The sequence below is a fragment of the Streptomyces sp. NPDC002144 genome (assembly GCF_053593695.1).
Window position 1 is genome coordinate 377,311 of sequence record NZ_JBSFDB010000004.1, and the last position, 14,549, is coordinate 391,859.

Annotated in this window: 18 protein-coding genes and 1 tRNA gene; 7 read left to right on the plus strand and 12 right to left on the minus strand. The window is 71.9% G+C overall.

Annotation, left to right across the window (positions count from 1 at the left end; genetic code table 11):
* Positions 1-69: 69 nt before the first annotated feature.
* From ACWCQ1_RS08970 to ACWCQ1_RS09000, 7 genes are all read right to left on the minus strand, one after another.
* Positions 70-954 (minus strand): RNA polymerase sigma factor SigF, encoded by an 885-nt coding sequence (locus tag ACWCQ1_RS08970; RefSeq protein WP_439959899.1) that lies wholly within the window; start codon positions 952-954, stop codon positions 70-72.
* Between the two features lie 178 nt (positions 955-1,132).
* Positions 1,133-1,426 carry a Dabb family protein gene (locus tag ACWCQ1_RS08975; protein ID WP_133049739.1) on the minus strand — a complete coding sequence of 98 codons (294 nt, stop codon included), beginning with the start codon at positions 1,424-1,426 and terminating at the stop codon, positions 1,133-1,135.
* Between the two features lie 12 nt (positions 1,427-1,438).
* The gene (locus ACWCQ1_RS08980; protein ID WP_165955203.1) at positions 1,439-1,615 is read right to left on the minus strand and encodes a hypothetical protein; all 177 of its coding nucleotides are present in this window, start codon (positions 1,613-1,615) and stop codon (positions 1,439-1,441) included.
* Positions 1,616-1,699: 84 nt separating this feature from the next.
* Positions 1,700-1,784 (minus strand) — tRNA-Ser (locus ACWCQ1_RS08985).
* A 45-nt stretch (positions 1,785-1,829) separates the two neighbouring features.
* A complete protein-coding gene (gene tadA / locus ACWCQ1_RS08990) occupies positions 1,830-2,255 on the minus strand; it encodes a tRNA adenosine(34) deaminase TadA (protein ID WP_451026141.1) in 426 nt (141 codons plus the stop codon).
* Positions 2,256-2,293: 38 nt separating this feature from the next.
* A complete protein-coding gene (locus ACWCQ1_RS08995) occupies positions 2,294-2,827 on the minus strand; it encodes a tRNA adenosine deaminase-associated protein (protein WP_133049775.1) in 534 nt (177 codons plus the stop codon).
* Positions 2,828-3,067: 240 nt separating this feature from the next.
* Positions 3,068-3,253, minus strand: a complete 186-nt coding sequence (locus ACWCQ1_RS09000; RefSeq protein WP_133049738.1) for a hypothetical protein — start codon at positions 3,251-3,253, stop codon at positions 3,068-3,070.
* A gap of 96 nt (positions 3,254-3,349) precedes the next feature.
* Between ACWCQ1_RS09000 and upp the strand changes: the two genes are divergently transcribed.
* Entirely contained in the window at positions 3,350-3,985 is a 636-nt protein-coding gene (gene upp, locus ACWCQ1_RS09005; protein WP_133049737.1) for a uracil phosphoribosyltransferase, read from the plus strand.
* 93 nt (positions 3,986-4,078) lie between these two features.
* Here upp and ACWCQ1_RS09010 read toward each other — a convergent pair whose 3' ends face one another.
* Complete coding sequence (locus tag ACWCQ1_RS09010) at positions 4,079-4,717, minus strand: LytR C-terminal domain-containing protein (protein WP_358607305.1); 639 nt, start codon at positions 4,715-4,717, stop codon at positions 4,079-4,081.
* A 112-nt stretch (positions 4,718-4,829) separates the two neighbouring features.
* Entirely contained in the window at positions 4,830-5,126 is a 297-nt protein-coding gene (locus ACWCQ1_RS09015; RefSeq protein WP_003999914.1) for a type II toxin-antitoxin system VapB family antitoxin, read from the minus strand.
* 104 nt (positions 5,127-5,230) lie between these two features.
* Here ACWCQ1_RS09015 and ACWCQ1_RS09020 point away from each other — a divergent pair, with 104 nt between their 5' ends.
* Positions 5,231-6,820, plus strand: coding sequence for a helicase HerA-like domain-containing protein (locus tag ACWCQ1_RS09020; protein WP_451026142.1), 1,590 nt, complete (start codon positions 5,231-5,233; stop codon positions 6,818-6,820).
* An 18-nt stretch (positions 6,821-6,838) separates the two neighbouring features.
* Here ACWCQ1_RS09020 and ACWCQ1_RS09025 read toward each other — a convergent pair whose 3' ends face one another.
* The 3 genes from ACWCQ1_RS09025 to ACWCQ1_RS09035 all read right to left on the minus strand — a co-directional run bounded on the left by ACWCQ1_RS09025 (position 6,839) and on the right by ACWCQ1_RS09035 (position 8,113).
* Positions 6,839-6,961, minus strand: coding sequence for a hypothetical protein (locus ACWCQ1_RS09025; RefSeq protein WP_358607319.1), 123 nt, complete (start codon positions 6,959-6,961; stop codon positions 6,839-6,841).
* Between the two features lie 47 nt (positions 6,962-7,008).
* Entirely contained in the window at positions 7,009-7,311 is a 303-nt protein-coding gene (locus tag ACWCQ1_RS09030) for a hypothetical protein (RefSeq protein ID WP_451026143.1), read from the minus strand.
* A 199-nt stretch (positions 7,312-7,510) separates the two neighbouring features.
* Positions 7,511-8,113 (minus strand): HhH-GPD-type base excision DNA repair protein, encoded by a 603-nt coding sequence (locus ACWCQ1_RS09035; protein ID WP_133049734.1) that lies wholly within the window; start codon positions 8,111-8,113, stop codon positions 7,511-7,513.
* Positions 8,114-8,251: 138 nt separating this feature from the next.
* On the opposite strand from ACWCQ1_RS09035, the gene ACWCQ1_RS09040 reads away from it, so the two are divergent.
* From ACWCQ1_RS09040 to ACWCQ1_RS09060, 5 genes are all read left to right on the plus strand, one after another.
* On the plus strand, positions 8,252-10,330 hold the full coding sequence (locus ACWCQ1_RS09040) for a penicillin acylase family protein (RefSeq protein ID WP_451026144.1): 2,079 nt from the start codon (positions 8,252-8,254) through the stop codon (positions 10,328-10,330).
* Positions 10,323-10,931: a GNAT family N-acetyltransferase gene (locus ACWCQ1_RS09045; RefSeq protein ID WP_451026145.1), complete on the plus strand. Its 609-nt coding sequence runs from the start codon at positions 10,323-10,325 to the stop codon at positions 10,929-10,931. Before ACWCQ1_RS09040 ends, ACWCQ1_RS09045 begins: the two co-directional genes overlap by 8 nt.
* Positions 10,928-11,401 (plus strand): cupin domain-containing protein, encoded by a 474-nt coding sequence (locus ACWCQ1_RS09050; RefSeq protein ID WP_451026146.1) that lies wholly within the window; start codon positions 10,928-10,930, stop codon positions 11,399-11,401. The genes ACWCQ1_RS09045 and ACWCQ1_RS09050 overlap by 4 nt, the downstream gene beginning before the upstream one ends.
* A complete protein-coding gene (locus ACWCQ1_RS09055) occupies positions 11,398-12,156 on the plus strand; it encodes an SDR family NAD(P)-dependent oxidoreductase (RefSeq protein WP_133049730.1) in 759 nt (252 codons plus the stop codon). Before ACWCQ1_RS09050 ends, ACWCQ1_RS09055 begins: the two co-directional genes overlap by 4 nt.
* 129 nt (positions 12,157-12,285) lie before the next feature.
* On the plus strand, positions 12,286-14,253 hold the full coding sequence (locus ACWCQ1_RS09060; protein WP_451026154.1) for a copper resistance CopC/CopD family protein: 1,968 nt from the start codon (positions 12,286-12,288) through the stop codon (positions 14,251-14,253).
* Positions 14,254-14,549: the final 296 nt, after the last annotated feature.

Below are 14,549 nucleotides of genomic sequence, written 5' to 3' on the forward strand. Positions count from 1 at the left end.
GTGACAACTCGATCCTGCTTGCGAACTGGGGCGTTCCGGTGTGTTCCGGAGCGTGCGCCCGTGCGCCTCTTATGCCTCGATCCGATTCGCGGATCGCAGCCGCTGGAAGCTACGCGCGAGTAGGCGGGAGACGTGCATCTGGGAGACTCCGAGTTCCGCACTGATTTGCGACTGGGTGAGATTGCTGTAGTAGCGCAGAAGAAGGATTCGCTGTTCGCGCTCCGGGAGTTGGACGAGCAGATGCCGGACCAGATCGCGGTGCTCGACGCCGTCCAGGGCCGGGTCCTCGTAGCCGAGCCGGTCCAGCAGTCCCGGCAGCCCGTCGCCCTCCTGCGCGGCCTCCAGCGAGGTGGCGTGGTAGGAGCGGCCTGCCTCGATGCAGGACAGGACCTCCTCCTCGGTGATGCGCAGCCGCTCGGCGATCTCGGCGGTGGTGGGGGAGCGCCCGAACGCCGTGGTCAGGTCCTCCGTCGCGCTGTTGACCTGTACCCACAGCTCGTGCAGCCGGCGCGGTACGTGGACCGTGCGGACGTTGTCCCGGAAGTACCGCTTGATCTCCCCGACGACCGTCGGCATGGCGAAGGTCGGGAACTGCACGCCCCGGTCCGGGTCGAAGCGGTCGATGGCGTTGATGAGCCCGATGGTGCCGACCTGGACGACGTCCTCCATCGGCTCGTTGCGGGAGCGGAAGCGGGCGGCGGCGTAGCGCACCAGCGGCAGGTTGGCCTCGATGAGCGCGCAGCGCACCCGGTCGTGCTCCGGGGTGCCCGGCCGCAGCTCCTTGAGCTCGGCGAAGAGCACCTGGGTGAGGGCCCTGGTGTCGGCGCCACGGCTGCGCGGCGCGGCGGCGGGGGCCGCCGGGGGTTCCGTGACGGCTTCCACGACGGTTTCCACGACGGCTTCGGCGACGGCTTCCTGGGGAGGCGCAGTACTGGCCGACACGGTCAACGCCACCTCTTCATCGATCAACTCATCCGTCAAAAGCGGTCATAGCATCACAAGACATGTGCACTGTGTGCAAGCACCGCATAACGATGTGTTACGCCGTGTTGAGGGGCAAGTTGGTGCAAAAGATGCACGAAAGCCTCCCGCCGTCGCGGCGGGAGGCTCGGTGCCGGGGAGCGCTCCGGGCTCAGTACTCGTAGTCGGCGATCACCCAGGTGGAGAACTCCTTCCACAGGGTCACACCGGCCTGGTGCTCCGGGTGCTCCACGTAGGCGCGCAGCGCGGCCGTGTCCTCGAACCCGGAGTTGATGGCGAAGTCGTAGGCGATGGGCCGGTCGCTGAGGTTCCAGCCCAGCTCCCAGAAGCGGATCTCGGGGATCTTGCCCTCCAGCGAGCGGAAGGCCTCGACGCCCTCCACGACCCGCGGGTCGTCGCGCTCGACGCCCTCGTTGAGCTTGAACAGGACGAGGTGGCGGATCATCTGCGCTCCTGGCTAGTGGGCCCCGTCGGCGATCCAGGTGAAGAAGTCACCGATGGCCTTCGCGGCGTCCGAGATGCCCTCGAACCCTATCTGGACGTAGTCGGCGGCCTTGGCCGGGTCCGTGATGATCACGTACAGGGCGAAGACCACGAGCACATAGACGGCGATCTTCTTCGCGTTCACCGCCATCGCGGCCTCCCCAGGTCATTCCTTGCCCAACGACCGCACATGATCGCACGAAGGGCCCCGTCTTTCGACGGGGCCCTTCAGAAGCGGTAGCGGAGGGATTTGAACCCTCGGTGACTTGCGCCACACTCGCTTTCGAGGCGAGCTCCTTCGGCCGCTCGGACACGCTACCGAGGGAGACCTTACAGCACCGCGAGCCGTGCTCAGAAATCGGTATTCAGCGGCCCCGGAAGAACTCGGTGAGAAGCCGGGCGCAGTCCTCGGCGAGCACGCCCTCGATCACCTCGGGACGGTGGTTGAGCCGCCGGTCGCGTATGACGTCCCAGAGGGACCCGGCCGCGCCGGCCTTCTCGTCGCGGGCGCCGTAGACCACCCGGTCCAGCCGGGACTGCACGATCGCGCCCGCGCACATCGTGCACGGTTCGAGGGTGACCACGAGCGTGCAGCCCGCGAGCCGCCACTCGCCGAGGTCGGCGGCGGCCCGGCGGATCGCGAGGACCTCGGCGTGCGCCGTCGGATCGCCGCTCGCCTCACGCTCGTTGTGTCCGGCGCCCAGCACGGTCGTACCGTCCGAGGCCAGGACGACGGCGCCCACGGGCACGTCGGTGCCCGCCCGTCCGGCCTCGGTCAGGGCGAGCCGCATCGCGGCCCGCCAGCGGTCACGTACGGGGTCCGCCGCCGTCAGCGGACGGTCTCCAGGACCTCCGAGGCGCCGAGGGCCTCGGCGATCGCGGTCAGCGCGTCCTCGTCCAGCGAGCGCAGCTCCTTGGCGCTGACGCCCAGGTCGTCGAGGACCTCGGCGTCGCCGACGGGGCTGTGCGGCACCGCCTCGGCGGACGGGGCGTCGTCGTCCTCGCCGTCGTCCTCGTCCTCCCCGTCCTCGGTGCCGTCGAGGTCGAGGGCGTCCAGGTCGGGGCCGTCGTCGCCGGGCTCCCTTCCGAGCAGTTCGTCGGTGAGCAGGATCTCGCCGTAGCTGCTGCGGGCAGCGGCGGCGGCGTCCGAGACGTAGATACGAGGGTCGTCCTCGCCGTCGATGCGGACGACGCCGAACCAGGCGTCCTCCTGCTCGATCAGAACGAGCACCGTGTCGTCCTCGGCCGAGGCCTCCCGTGCGAGGTCGGCCAGATCCGACAGCGTCTCCACATTGTCGAGGAGCTCTGTGTCGCTCGCTTCCCACCCGTCTTCGGTGCGCGCGAGCAGTGCGGCGAAGTACACCGTGACTCTCCCACTGGTCATAGGCGTGCCGGTTGGGGGTCCCCCCGGCGGAGGCTTGGGCGGGGAAAAGCCAGGGCCGAGCCCCACCCACTCGGAATCGTGGCAGAAACAAGGCGTTCAGGGGACGTCTTCGGCTCCCTGTGTCCGCCCGTTTTGATCGACCACCAGCGGGATCGTACGCGGCGAATCCCGTGCGCACGCACCCGGTCGGCCCTTTGCGCGTCCCCCGGCGGCTCGCGGCTACCAGCGGAAGGTGCGCATACGCATGGCGTGGCGCAGCCGGGCGACCTTGGCCCGCCGCGGCTGCACGCGGTCCCGCAACTCACGTGCCTCGGCGCGTTCCCGCAGGAACTGGGCCCTGCGGCGCCTGCGCTCGGCGTCGGTCTGCTGCTGTGACGCGTCCTGTTGGGACTCAGGCTCAGGCATAGGCTCACCACCCCGACGTGCGTCTCTCCCACTTTCCCCCTGATGGGCGGTTTGATGCCAGCGCGAAGGCGCCTCGAGCGCGGTTACTGTTAGGTCATGCGTCTCCACGTCGTCGACCACCCCCTGGTCGCCCACAAGCTCACCACGCTGCGCGACCAGCGCACGGACTCCGCGACCTTCCGCCGTCTCGCCGACGAGCTGGTCACCCTGCTCGCCTACGAGGCCACGCGCGACGTGCGCACGGAGGCCATCGACATCGAGACCCCGGTCGCCCGGACCACCGGTGTGAAGCTGTCCCGGCCGCGCCCGCTGGTCGTGCCGATCCTGCGGGCCGGCCTCGGCATGCTGGACGGCATGGTCCGGCTGCTGCCGACCGCCGAGGTGGGCTTCCTGGGCATGATCCGCGACGAGGAGACGCTGCAGGCGTCCACGTACGCCTCCCGCATGCCCGAGGACCTCTCCGGCCGCCAGGTCTACGTCCTCGACCCCATGCTGGCCACGGGGGGCACCCTGGTGGCCGCGATCCAGGAGCTGATCAAGCGCGGCGCGGACGACGTGACGGCCGTGGTCCTGCTGGCCGCCCCCGAGGGCGTCGAACTCATGGAACGCGAACTGGCGGGCACGCCGGTCACGGTCGTGACGGCCGCGGTGGACGAGCGCCTGAACGAGCACGGCTACATCGTGCCGGGCCTCGGAGACGCGGGCGATCGGCTTTACGGCGCGGCCGAATAGGGACGATCCCCGTTCGCCTAGGGGTGCGGGTGCGCGGTTACTGCGGGTCCGCCGTGGCTGATCGCGCAGTTCCCCGCGCCCCTGCGGGGCGCCTCAGCAGGCCTTCTTCTTGGACGTGGCCGTCGGCTGGGGACCGGACAGCGCGGCCAGCGCCTTGTCCGCGTCCGCCTTGGCCGTGAGGTTCTTGAAGGCGTCCCCGATGATCAGGTCGACATCGACGCCTTTGCGGGTGTCGGTGCGCTTCTCGGCGGAGACCAGCTGCGTGCCGAGCACGGGCAGCGAGGTGTTCACGGCGGACGCGGGGCCGAGCAGTATCCCGGCGCCCTTGACCTTCTTGTCGTAGTCCTTGCTCGCGTTGCCCACGTCGCCGATCTTGAAGCCGCGCTTGCGCAGCTCGTCGGCCGTGCTCTTGGCCAGCCCGCTGCGGGTGGTGGCGTTGTAGACGTTCACCGTGATCTGCGCGGGCTTCGGCAGCGAGGCGGAAGCCTTCGCCGACGCGCTCACCCGCGTCGAGCAGTCCGACTTGGGCCCCGCGGCGGACGCCTTCTTGCCGCCGCCGGTGAAGACGTCGATGAGCTGCAGCGTGCCCCAGCCGATCACCCCGAGCGCGACGACGGAGGCCACCACGGCGAGCACCAGCCGGCCGCGCCTGCGCCGCTGTCGCATCCGTGGGTACTTGTCCCCCGTGATCCGGTACTTCCCGCCCATGCCCGGGGGAGTCAGCATGCTCATGAGCGCAGCGTAGTGCGCCTGAGCGGCGATGCCTACTAGATGATCATTCGACGCCGCACAGGTGAACCCGAAAGGGCCAAGCCTTTACCGAACCGCCTCACCGCGGCGCGCGTCAGTCCAGCTCGAGCACGCGCGCGTGCAGTACCTGGCGCTGCTGGAGCGCCGCCCGCACCGCGCGGTGGAGGCCGTCCTCCAGGTACAGATCGCCCTGCCACTTGACGACATGGGCGAACAGATCGCCGTAGAAGGTCGAGTCCTCGGCCAGGAGGGTTTCCAGGTCGAGCTGCCCCTTCGTCGTCACGAGCTGATCGAGGCGGACCGGGCGCGGCGCGACGTCCGCCCACTGCCGGGTGCTTTCCCGGCCGTGGTCGGGGTACGGCCGGCCGTTTCCGATGCGCTTGAAGATCACACGGAAAGCCTACCGGTCCAGACGTTCCGGGCGCAGCCATGGAGACGGAGTGCGACGCTGGAAAAGACGTCGCAAAGCCGGGCATATGGGAACTGGGGTCCGAGATGAGTGACAGCGAGACCATGCCTGAGGCCACCGCTCCCGAGGCACCCGGAAGCGCGCCCGCCCTGCCCCGCGAGGCCCTGGAGATCGCCTCCGGCTACGCCTTCTCGGGACCGGCCCTCGACCTGGGCGCCCTGCTCTGGGACGGCACCTGTCTGCCGGACGCGCAGGTCCGCGTCCCGCTGCCGATGCTCAACCGCCACGGCCTGGTCGCGGGCGCCACCGGCACCGGCAAGACCAAGACCCTCCAGCTGATCGCCGAGCAGCTCTCGGCCCAGGGCGTGCCGGTGTTCCTGGCCGACGTGAAGGGCGACCTGTCCGGGATCTCCGCGCCGGGGCAGCCGAACGACCGGGTGACGGGACGCGCCGCCGAGGTCCATCAGCACTGGACGCCGGCCGGCTTCCCGGCCGAGTTCTACGCCCTCGGCGGACTCGGTCACGGCATCCCCGTACGGGCCACGATCACCAGCTTCGGCCCGGTGCTGCTGTCGAAGGTGCTCCGGCTCAACCAGACCCAGGAGCAGTCCCTCGGGCTGATCTTCCACTACGCCGATCAGAAAGGGCTGGAACTGATCGATCTGAAGGACCTGCGGGCGGTCGTCGCCTTCCTCACCTCCGACGAGGGCAAGGCGGAGCTGAAGACCGTCGGCGGGCTGTCCACCGCCACGGCCGGCGTCATCCTGCGCTCCCTCACCGCCTTCGAGGCGCAGGGCATGGCGGACTTCTTCGGGGAACCGGAGTTCGACACCGCAGACCTGCTGCGGACGGCGCAGGACGGGCGGGGCGTGGTCTCGGTCCTGGAGCTGCCCGCCGTGCAGGACAGGCCGCAGCTGTTCTCCACCTTCCTGATGTGGCTGCTGGCCGATCTCTTCCACGACCTGCCCGAGGTCGGCGACGCCGACAAACCGAAGCTGGTCTTCTTCTTCGACGAGGCGCATCTGCTCTTCGACGGCGCCTCGAAGGCTTTCCTGGACTCGATCACCCAGACCGTCCGGCTGATTCGCTCGAAAGGGGTCGGCGTCTTCTTCGTCACCCAGACCCCGAAGGACGTACCGTCCGACGTCCTCGGCCAGCTCGGCAACCGCGTCCAGCACGCGCTCAGGGCCTTCACGCCCGACGACCAGAAGGCCCTCAAGGCCACGGTGAAGACCTTCCCCAACTCCGCCTACGACCTGGAGGAGCTGCTCACCGGGCTCGGCACGGGCGAGGCCGTCGTGACCGTCCTCAGCGAGAAGGGCGCCCCGACCCCGGTCGCGGCGACCCGGCTGCGCGCCCCCCAGTCCCTGATGGGCCCCGTCGACGCGGGCGCCCTCGACCGGGCGGTGAGGTCCTCGCAGTCGTACGGACGTTACGCACAGGCTGTGGACAGGGAGTCGGCGTACGAGAAGCTGACGTCCGGCAAGCCCGCCGGTGCCAAGGGGCCGGACGAGATGAGGGAGGCGGCCCGGGCGCCGAAGTCCCAATCCCAGCGGTCCGTGGTCGAACAGGTCGTCGACAGCGGCATGTTCAAGTCGCTGGCCCGTTCCGTCGGCACGCAGATCGGGCGCGAGATCACCCGATCCCTGTTCGGGACGGCCCGGCGGAGGCGCTGACCCCGCCGGGCCGCCGGGTCAGCGGTCCCGTTCCTGCGGGGTCCGCTCGGGTTCCGGTCGCTTCACTTCCGGTTTCGGTGCGCTGCGCGCGGCCTCGGCGCGTAGCAGGGCGCGCAGGACCGCGTACGGGTCGGTGGGCATGGCTGTGTTCCTCGCGTAGGTACCGACGTTTCCCGGAGCGGGGTCGGTCAGCAGCGCAGGACCACGGTGCGCAGGGCGTGCGGTGCCCGGGGCAGGACGGTCGTCGCGGTCACCCCGGGCTCCTGGGGAGCCGGGTCCGGCAGCGGCGCGGGCCGCAGGGGTACGACCGCCCGGGCCGCGGCGCGGACCACGGGAGGCAGAGCCGCCTCGGCCGCGTCGCACTGGACGCACTCGGCCGACACCGGGACCGGAGCGGCCGTGTGTGTCTCACCGGGCACCAGGAGGGCGAGCAGCAGCACGAGCACCCGCAGCCAGGTGCGGCTGCGGGGGAGGTGTCGTGCGGCACTCACGTCAGGTGTCTGCCCCGACACGCCCGGTGATCGACCTGCCGGTCACCGGATCCGCCCGTACGGGCTACACCGCGCACGGGTACCAGAACACCGAGGATCGGCTGCGCCCCCCACGGGGCATTGGACGGTGGGGCGGTCATGCTCCGGGCTTGGACCCGCGCGGGGCGGCGCGCCACCTCTGAGGGCGGTCGACTGGCCCCTATCTCCCGGCTGACTTCGAGGACTTCGCGGCCTTGGCGGCCGCCTTCATCTCCTGTTTGTGCGCCCGCACCCTGGCCAGCGACTCGGGCCCGGTGATGTCGGCGACGGACCGGAAGGACTCCGCCTCGCCGTAGGCCCCGGCGGCCTCCCGCCACCCCTCGGGCGTCACGCCCAGCTGCTTGCCGAGCAGGGCGAGGAAGATCTGCGCCTTCTGCCTGCCGAATCCGGGCAGCTCCTCCAGGCGCCGCAGCAGCTCGCGCCCGTCGGCCACGCCCTTCCACACCAGCTCGGCGTTGCCGTCGTAGTGCTCGACCAGGTACTGGCACAGCTGCTGGATCCGCTTGGCCATGGAGCCGGGGTAGCGGTGCACCGCCGGCTTCTCGGAGAGGACCGCGGCGAAGGCCTCCGGGTCCTGCGCGGCGATCTCGTGCGCGTCCAGGTCGTCGGCGCCGAGCCGGTCCGCGATGGTGCGGGGCCCCTTGAACGCCCACTCCATCGGGACCTGCTGGTCCAGCAGCATCCCGACCAGCGCGGCGAGCGGGGACCGTCCGAGGAGCGCGTCGGCCGCGGGGTCCTGGGCGAGGTGAAGGGTGACGTCCATGCCCCCGATCATGCCTCGGTACGGGGCGGAGCTCCACGTGAGCGCGAGGCCCGCACCCTGTCTCATCGAGCCCGCACGGCTCCCGTACGATTCGGGCACAGAATATTAGGAAAGCCTTACCTAAGAGATGGGGGCAGGGTGGCGACCGAGATCCACCGGGACGCATGGGGCATTCCGCATCTGCGGGCCGGCGGCGTCCGTGAACTCGCCCGCGCGCAGGGGGTGGTGACCGCCCGGGACCGGGCCTGGCAGCTGGAGGTCGAACGGCACCGCGCGCAGGGCACCTCGGCCACCTTCCTGGGCCCGGAGGCGCTGCCCTGGGACGTGTTCGCCCGTCGCGCCCGACTCGACGACACCGCCCGGCGCTGCTGGACGGCCCTGGAGGAGCGGGACCCGGAGACCGCGGAGTGGGTGGCCGCGTACGTCGACGGCGTCAACCGGGAACTGCCCGCCACTACCGCCCCCGAGTTCGCCCGGACCGGCCTCGCCCCCGGCCGCTGGGAGCCCTGGACCCCGCTCGGCGTCTGGCTCGCGACGCACATCCTGTTCGCGGGGTTCCCGGCGAAACTCTGGCGCGAGCAGGCGATACGGCATCTGGGGCCGGAGTCGGTGGCCCTGTTCGCCACGGACGGGCCCGCCACCGCCGGCAGCAACGGCTGGCTGGTCGGCGGGGCGCGGACCACGACCGGGCACGCGGTGATCGCCGGCGACCCGCACCGCTTCATCGAGGACCCGGGCGTCTACCAGCAGATCCATCTCTCCTGCCCCGACTCCGACGTCGTGGGCCTGGCCGTCCCCGGCGTCCCGGGCATCGCCCACTTCGGCCACACCGGCACGGTCGCCTGGGCCATCACCAACGCCATGGCCGACTACCAGGACCTCTACCGGGAGCGGCTCCGGCGGACGGGCGCGGGCGTGGAGGCCCTCGGCCCGGACGGGGTGTGGCGGCGGGCGTCGAGGCAGGTGGAGACCGTGGTGGTGGCGGGGGAGGCGCCCGTCGAGGTCGAGGTGCTCGAGACGGAACGGGGGCCGGTGATCGCCGGGGGCCCGGAGGGGCTCGACGGCGGGGTGCCGGACGACGAGCCCCTGGCGCTCGCCCTGCGCTATCCGCCCCGGGTGACCCGGGACCTCGGTTTCGGCGCCCTCCTCCCCCTCCTCCGGGCCCGCCGGGTCGCCGATGTCGACCGGGCCCTGGACCTGTGGGCCGAGCCCGTCAACGTCGTCCTGGCCGCCGACACCGAGGGCGGAGTCCTGCACCGGGTCGCCGGCCATGTCCCCCTGCGCTCCGAGGCCAACCGGACCCGTCTCGTCCCCGCCTGGGAGCCCGGCCACGAGTGGCGCGGCCGGCACGGGACACCCCGCGCCGAACTCACCGGCGCCGTCGCGGTGATGGCCAACCAGCGCGGCCTCGCCACCCCCCTCGGCGTCGAGTTCGCCCCGCCCCACCGGGCCGACCGCATCGCCGCCCTGCTCGCGGAGAAGGACCGCTGGTCGGCCGCCGACATGCCCGCGATCCACAGGGACACCCATCTCGCCTCAGCCGCGGCCCTGTTGGACCACCTCGCGGCCCTGACGGACCTGTCCCCCGCGGCCACCGGCCTCCGCGACCGTCTCCTGGCCTGGGACCGCCGGATGGACGCGGACAGCACCGACGCGGCCCTCTACGCGGCGGTGCGCGGAGCGGTCGTACGGCATCTCGCCGCACACCCCGCCTTCGCCGCACTGGCCGTCCCGCCCGCCTACCCGGAGGTCCTCCTCCCCTGGCTCGCCCTGCTCCCCCGCATCGCCTTCGCCCTCGAACACCTGCTGCGCGCCGAGGAGTTGTACGGCGTCGACCGGCCCGCGGCGGTGGCGGCGGCCCTGGAGGAGGTGGCCGCCCGGCCGCCCGCCGCCCCCTGGGGCACGAGACACCGGCTCGCCCCCTGGCGGGCGCTCACCACCTCCTCGTACGACGAACCCGGTCTCTCCGGCGACCACGACTGTGTGCTGTGCACCTCGGCCGTGCCCGGGCTGACCGACCTGAGCGCGCGGGGCCCCGCCGCCCGCTATGTGTGGGACCTGGCGCGCCGGGAGGACAGCCGGTGGGTGGTGCCCTTCGGGGCCTCCGGGGTGCCCGGCTCGCCCCACCACCGCGATCAGCTCCCCCTGTGGGCCGAGGGGGATCTCGTCCCGGTCGTCACCGACTTCGAGCAACTCACCAAGGAGAGCGATGTCTGATCCGTACGAGGCCCGAGCCGCCGTCCACGAGCAGCGGCTGGACGGCTTCGGCACCGTCCGGGTCCTGCCGCTGGACCCGGAGGCGGACGCGGAGGTCGTCCATCGCTGGGTGAGCGAGGAGCGGGCCGTGTTCTGGGGGATGAACGGGCTCGGCCGGGAGCAGGTCGCCGAGATCTACGCCCACATGGCCGGTCTCGCCACCCATCACGCCTTCCTGGTCGTCAGGGACGGCGACCCGGTGGCGCTGCTGCAGACCTACGAGCCGGAGGCCGACCGCGTCAGCGAGTGCTACCAGGTGCGGGACGGGGACATCGGGGTCCATCTGCTGCTCGCGCCGGCGGGGGAGGGCGGTGCCCGGTCCGGGTGGTCGGGATCGCTGCTCACGGCCGTGACGGCGTACGTCCTGACGGGGCTCGGCCGGCGCCGGATCGTCGTCGATCCCGATGTGCGCAACGAGAAGGCGATCGCCCGTTTCCTGCGGCAGGGCTTCGAGGCGGGCCCGGTGGTCGTGCTGCCGGAGATCGACCTCCCCGACGTGCACCTGCCCGAGAAGACGGCTCAACTGGCATTTCTCGACCGGACGGTAGCCTTCCCCGGGTGACTCCCGAAGAGCTCATCTCCCATTACGGCCTGCAGCCGATCCCGCGCGAGGGCGGCCTGTTCCGCGAGACCTGGGCGGGCCCCGAGCGACCCGACGGACGGCCCGAGGGAACGGCGATCGTCGCGCTGCTCACGGCGGACGACTTCTCCGCCCTGCACCGTCTGCCGACCGACGAGATCTGGCACTTCTACCTCGGCGACCCGCTCGAACTCCTGCTCCTCGCGCCTGACGGCACCTCCCGGACGACGGTCCTCGGGCCGGACGTCCTGGGGGGCCAGCAGATCCAGTTCACCGTGCCGGCCGGCACCTGGATGGGCGGGCGGGTCCTCGCGGGCGGGGCGTGGACCCTGTTCGGGTGCACGATGGCGCCCGGATTCACCTTCGAGGGCTACGAGCACGGGGACGAGGCCGCTCTCACGGCGCGTCACCCCGACCGGGCGGCCGAGATCGCGGGACTGTGCCGTCCATGAGGTTGCTCGAAGGACAGGTCGCCCTGGTCACCGGCGCGGGCGGCGGCATCGGAAGCGGCATCGCGCTGCGGTTCGCCGAGGAGGGCGCGGCGGTCGCCGTCCACTGTCGTACGGCGGTGGAGGCGGCCGGTGAACTGGCCGCGCGGATCCAGGACTCGGGCGGCCGGGCCGTCGTCCTGCAAGGGGATCTCAGCGACGAGGACGTGTGCCGGCGGGTGGTGGGCGAGGCGGCCGAGTGGGGCGGCGGGCTGCACGCGCTGGTCAACAACGCGGCCGTACAGCCGACCCAGGAGCTGCCCGGGATGACGGCCGGTGACTGGCGGGCGGTCGTGGACACCAACCTGTCGAGCGTGTTCGCCTGCACGCAGGCCGCCGCGGAGGTCATGCGGGAGCGGGACGGCGGGTCCGTGACCCACATCGCGTCCATCGAGGCGCGCCAACCGGCCCCGCTGCACGCGCACTACAGCGCCTCCAAGGCGGCCGTCGTGATGCACGCCCGGTCGGCGGCGCTGGAGTACGGGCGGTTCGGTATCCGCGTCAACACCGTCTCGCCCGGCCTGATCGGACGCGAAGGGCTGGAGGAGGCCTGGCCGGAGGGCGTGGAGCGGTGGCAACGGGCCGTGCCGCTCGGGCGGTTGGGGCGGGCGGAGGACGTGGGGGACGCCTGTGTGTTCCTGGCCTCGCGGCTGGCCTCCTGGGTGACCGGGCACGACCTGCTCGTCGACGGCGGGGTGTGCGCACGGCCCACGTGGTGAGCACACGGCGGCTCACGTCCGTACCCATCGGGAAGGCGGCGAGTCCGACGACGGAGAGACGACGTGGAGTGTGAGGGTGTGGACGGCCGGGGGCTCCGGCGACTCGACCGGCGCGGGCTCAGGGTGCTGGTGCTGCTGGGCGCCCTCCTCCTGCTCGTCCTCGGCGGCGCGGTACCCGCGTCGGCCCACGCGGCCCTCAAGTCCACCGATCCCGAGGACGGAACGGTCCTGAAGTCGGCCCCGCACCGCATCACCCTCACCTTCACCGAGTCCGTCGGCCTGCTCGACGACTCCTTCCGGGTCCTCGACCCCGACAACCGCCGGGTCCGCATCGGCGCGGCCGGGCACGCGCAGGGCCGCTCCGACACGGCGAGCGTGACCCTGCCGGCCAAGCTGGCGCAGGGGACGTACGTGGTGGCCTGGCGGGTGGTGTCGGCCGACAGCCATCCCGTGGGCGGCGCGTTCACCTTCTCGGTCGGCAAACCCTCCGCGACGGCGGCGACCGTCGACACGAGTCCCGTCGAGAACCCGGCCACCCAGAGCCTGTACAACATCGGCCGCTATCTGGCCTACCTCGCCGTGGCGCTGGTGATCGGCGCGGCCGCCTTCGCCCTGCTGTGCCGCCCGACGGACGGGCGCCCGCTGCGGAAACCGCTGGTGGTGGGGTGGTGGATCCTGCTGGGCACCACCGTGGGCCTGCTGGTGCTGCGCGCCCCGTACGAGAACGGCACGGGCCCGGCGACGGCCTTCGACACGGCCGCCTTCACCCGGACCCTGACCGGCCGTCCGGGCCTGGCCCTGCTGGCCCGGCTCACCCTGCTGCTGCTCGCGGCCGTTGCGTACGTACTGCTTCGCAAACACCCGGCGCGGGCGCGCCTGCTGCCGGCGTCCGGGGCGCAGGAGGCCGGGCGCGGCGGGAGCGAGGAGCCGGGGGCCGGGAGGCAGGACGCCGGCGGGTCCGGCACCCGGTCCGAGGGCGCAGAACGTGAGGACCCCTCACAGGCTTCCGCCGAGCCTCCGGGCGCCCAGGGTCCGCCCGTCCCCCGCCAGGCCCTCCAGGAGCCCGGCAGCCCCGTTCCCGGCGCCCTCCGCGGCACCCCGCGCCTCCCGCTCCTCGCCGCCACCGCCTTCGCCGTGGCCCTCGCCCTCACCTGGGCCGCCGCCGAACACGCCTCGGCGGGCATCCAGGTGCCCGCGGCGATGGTGTCCACGGTGCTGCACCTGCTGGCCATGGCGGTCTGGCTGGGCGGCCTCACGGCGCTGCTGATCCTGCTGCACCGCACCGAGGTCCCCGCTTCCGTCGTGGCCCGCTTCTCCCGCCTCGCCTTCGCCTGTGTGACCGTCCTCGTCGCCACCGGCGTCTACCAGTCCTGGCGCGGCCTCGGCTCCTGGAGCGCCCTCACCGGGACGACGTACGGCCGTCTGCTGCTCGTCAAACTGGTCGCCGTGGTGCTGCTGCTGGCGGCCGCGCAGGTCTCGCGCCGCTGGACGGCCCGGCTGGTCACCGCGGGCACCGGGACGGTCGTACGGGAACGGGTGCCGGAGCCCGTGGGCGGTCCGCCGCTGCCCGCCGCGCCGGACGCGCCCGCGATCGCCGCCGACGGCTCCGTCCCGCGCCGCAACCTCCGCCGGTCGGTGCTCGCCGAGGTCGCCGTCGGTGTCGTCGTGCTGGTGGTCACCACCGTGCTCGGCGGCACCCTGCCGGGACGCGCGGCGGCCGAGGCGGAGGCCGCCCCCGCGACCGCGGGCGGGCTGCCCGCGGCCTCCGTCACGACGGTGCCCTTCGACGTCGGCACCCCCGGGGCGCACGGCAAGGTGCAGATCACCCTCGACCGGGGCCGGGTCGGCGACAACTCCGTGCAGGCCGTGGTCTTCGGCCCCGACGGCGGCATCGTCAGCATCCCCGAGCTGCGGCTCTCGTTCACCCTCCCCGCCCAGAAGGTCGGCCCGCTCGACGCGAAACTCACCGATCAGGGCGGCTACTGGGGGACCAACTCGGTCACCCTGCCCATCGCCGGGACGTGGACGATGAACGTCACCGTCAGGACGTCCGACATTGATCAGGTGACGGTCTCGAAGACCGTGCGTATCCAGTAAGTCACCCTGCGTCCCGATCTGTTCGAATGATCGAACGGGATGATCACAAGTGTGTCGGTTACGTTTCCACAAAGCTCTAGGGCAGGTCTTGACCCATGACCGGATATGGGGCTGTTATTACCGCCACGATGTTCGGTCGAGTTGATTTCTGGTCGGTTTCGACTTGTTTCGACGTGGCGCAGTGGCGGCCGAACCCTGCCTTCAGGAGCCGTACATGGACCTCTCCCCCTCGGGTCTTTCTCTTCCTTCGCCCAGCCGGCGCAGTGTGCTGCGTGGTGTGGGTGGTGCCGCGCTGC

Coding starts and splice junctions, on each gene's coding strand:
- ACWCQ1_RS09010 (WP_358607305.1), bottom strand. CDS start 4,717: ATGAGCATGCTGACTCCCCCGGGCATGGGCGGGAAGTACCGGATCACG.
- ACWCQ1_RS09000 (WP_133049738.1), bottom strand. CDS start 3,253: ATGCCTGAGCCTGAGTCCCAACAGGACGCGTCACAGCAGCAGACCGAC.
- ACWCQ1_RS08980 (WP_165955203.1), bottom strand. CDS start 1,615: ATGGCGGTGAACGCGAAGAAGATCGCCGTCTATGTGCTCGTGGTCTTC.
- ACWCQ1_RS08975 (WP_133049739.1), bottom strand. CDS start 1,426: ATGATCCGCCACCTCGTCCTGTTCAAGCTCAACGAGGGCGTCGAGCGC.
- upp (WP_133049737.1), top strand. CDS start 3,350: ATGCGTCTCCACGTCGTCGACCACCCCCTGGTCGCCCACAAGCTCACC.
- ACWCQ1_RS09025 (WP_358607319.1), bottom strand. CDS start 6,961: ATGCCCACCGACCCGTACGCGGTCCTGCGCGCCCTGCTACGCGCCGAG.
- ACWCQ1_RS09045 (WP_451026145.1), top strand. CDS start 10,323: ATGTCTGATCCGTACGAGGCCCGAGCCGCCGTCCACGAGCAGCGGCTG.
- tadA (WP_451026141.1), bottom strand. CDS start 2,255: ATGCGGCTCGCCCTGACCGAGGCCGGACGGGCGGGCACCGACGTGCCC.
- ACWCQ1_RS09035 (WP_133049734.1), bottom strand. CDS start 8,113: ATGGACGTCACCCTTCACCTCGCCCAGGACCCCGCGGCCGACGCGCTC.
- ACWCQ1_RS09055 (WP_133049730.1), top strand. CDS start 11,398: ATGAGGTTGCTCGAAGGACAGGTCGCCCTGGTCACCGGCGCGGGCGGC.
- ACWCQ1_RS09020 (WP_451026142.1), top strand. CDS start 5,231: ATGAGTGACAGCGAGACCATGCCTGAGGCCACCGCTCCCGAGGCACCC.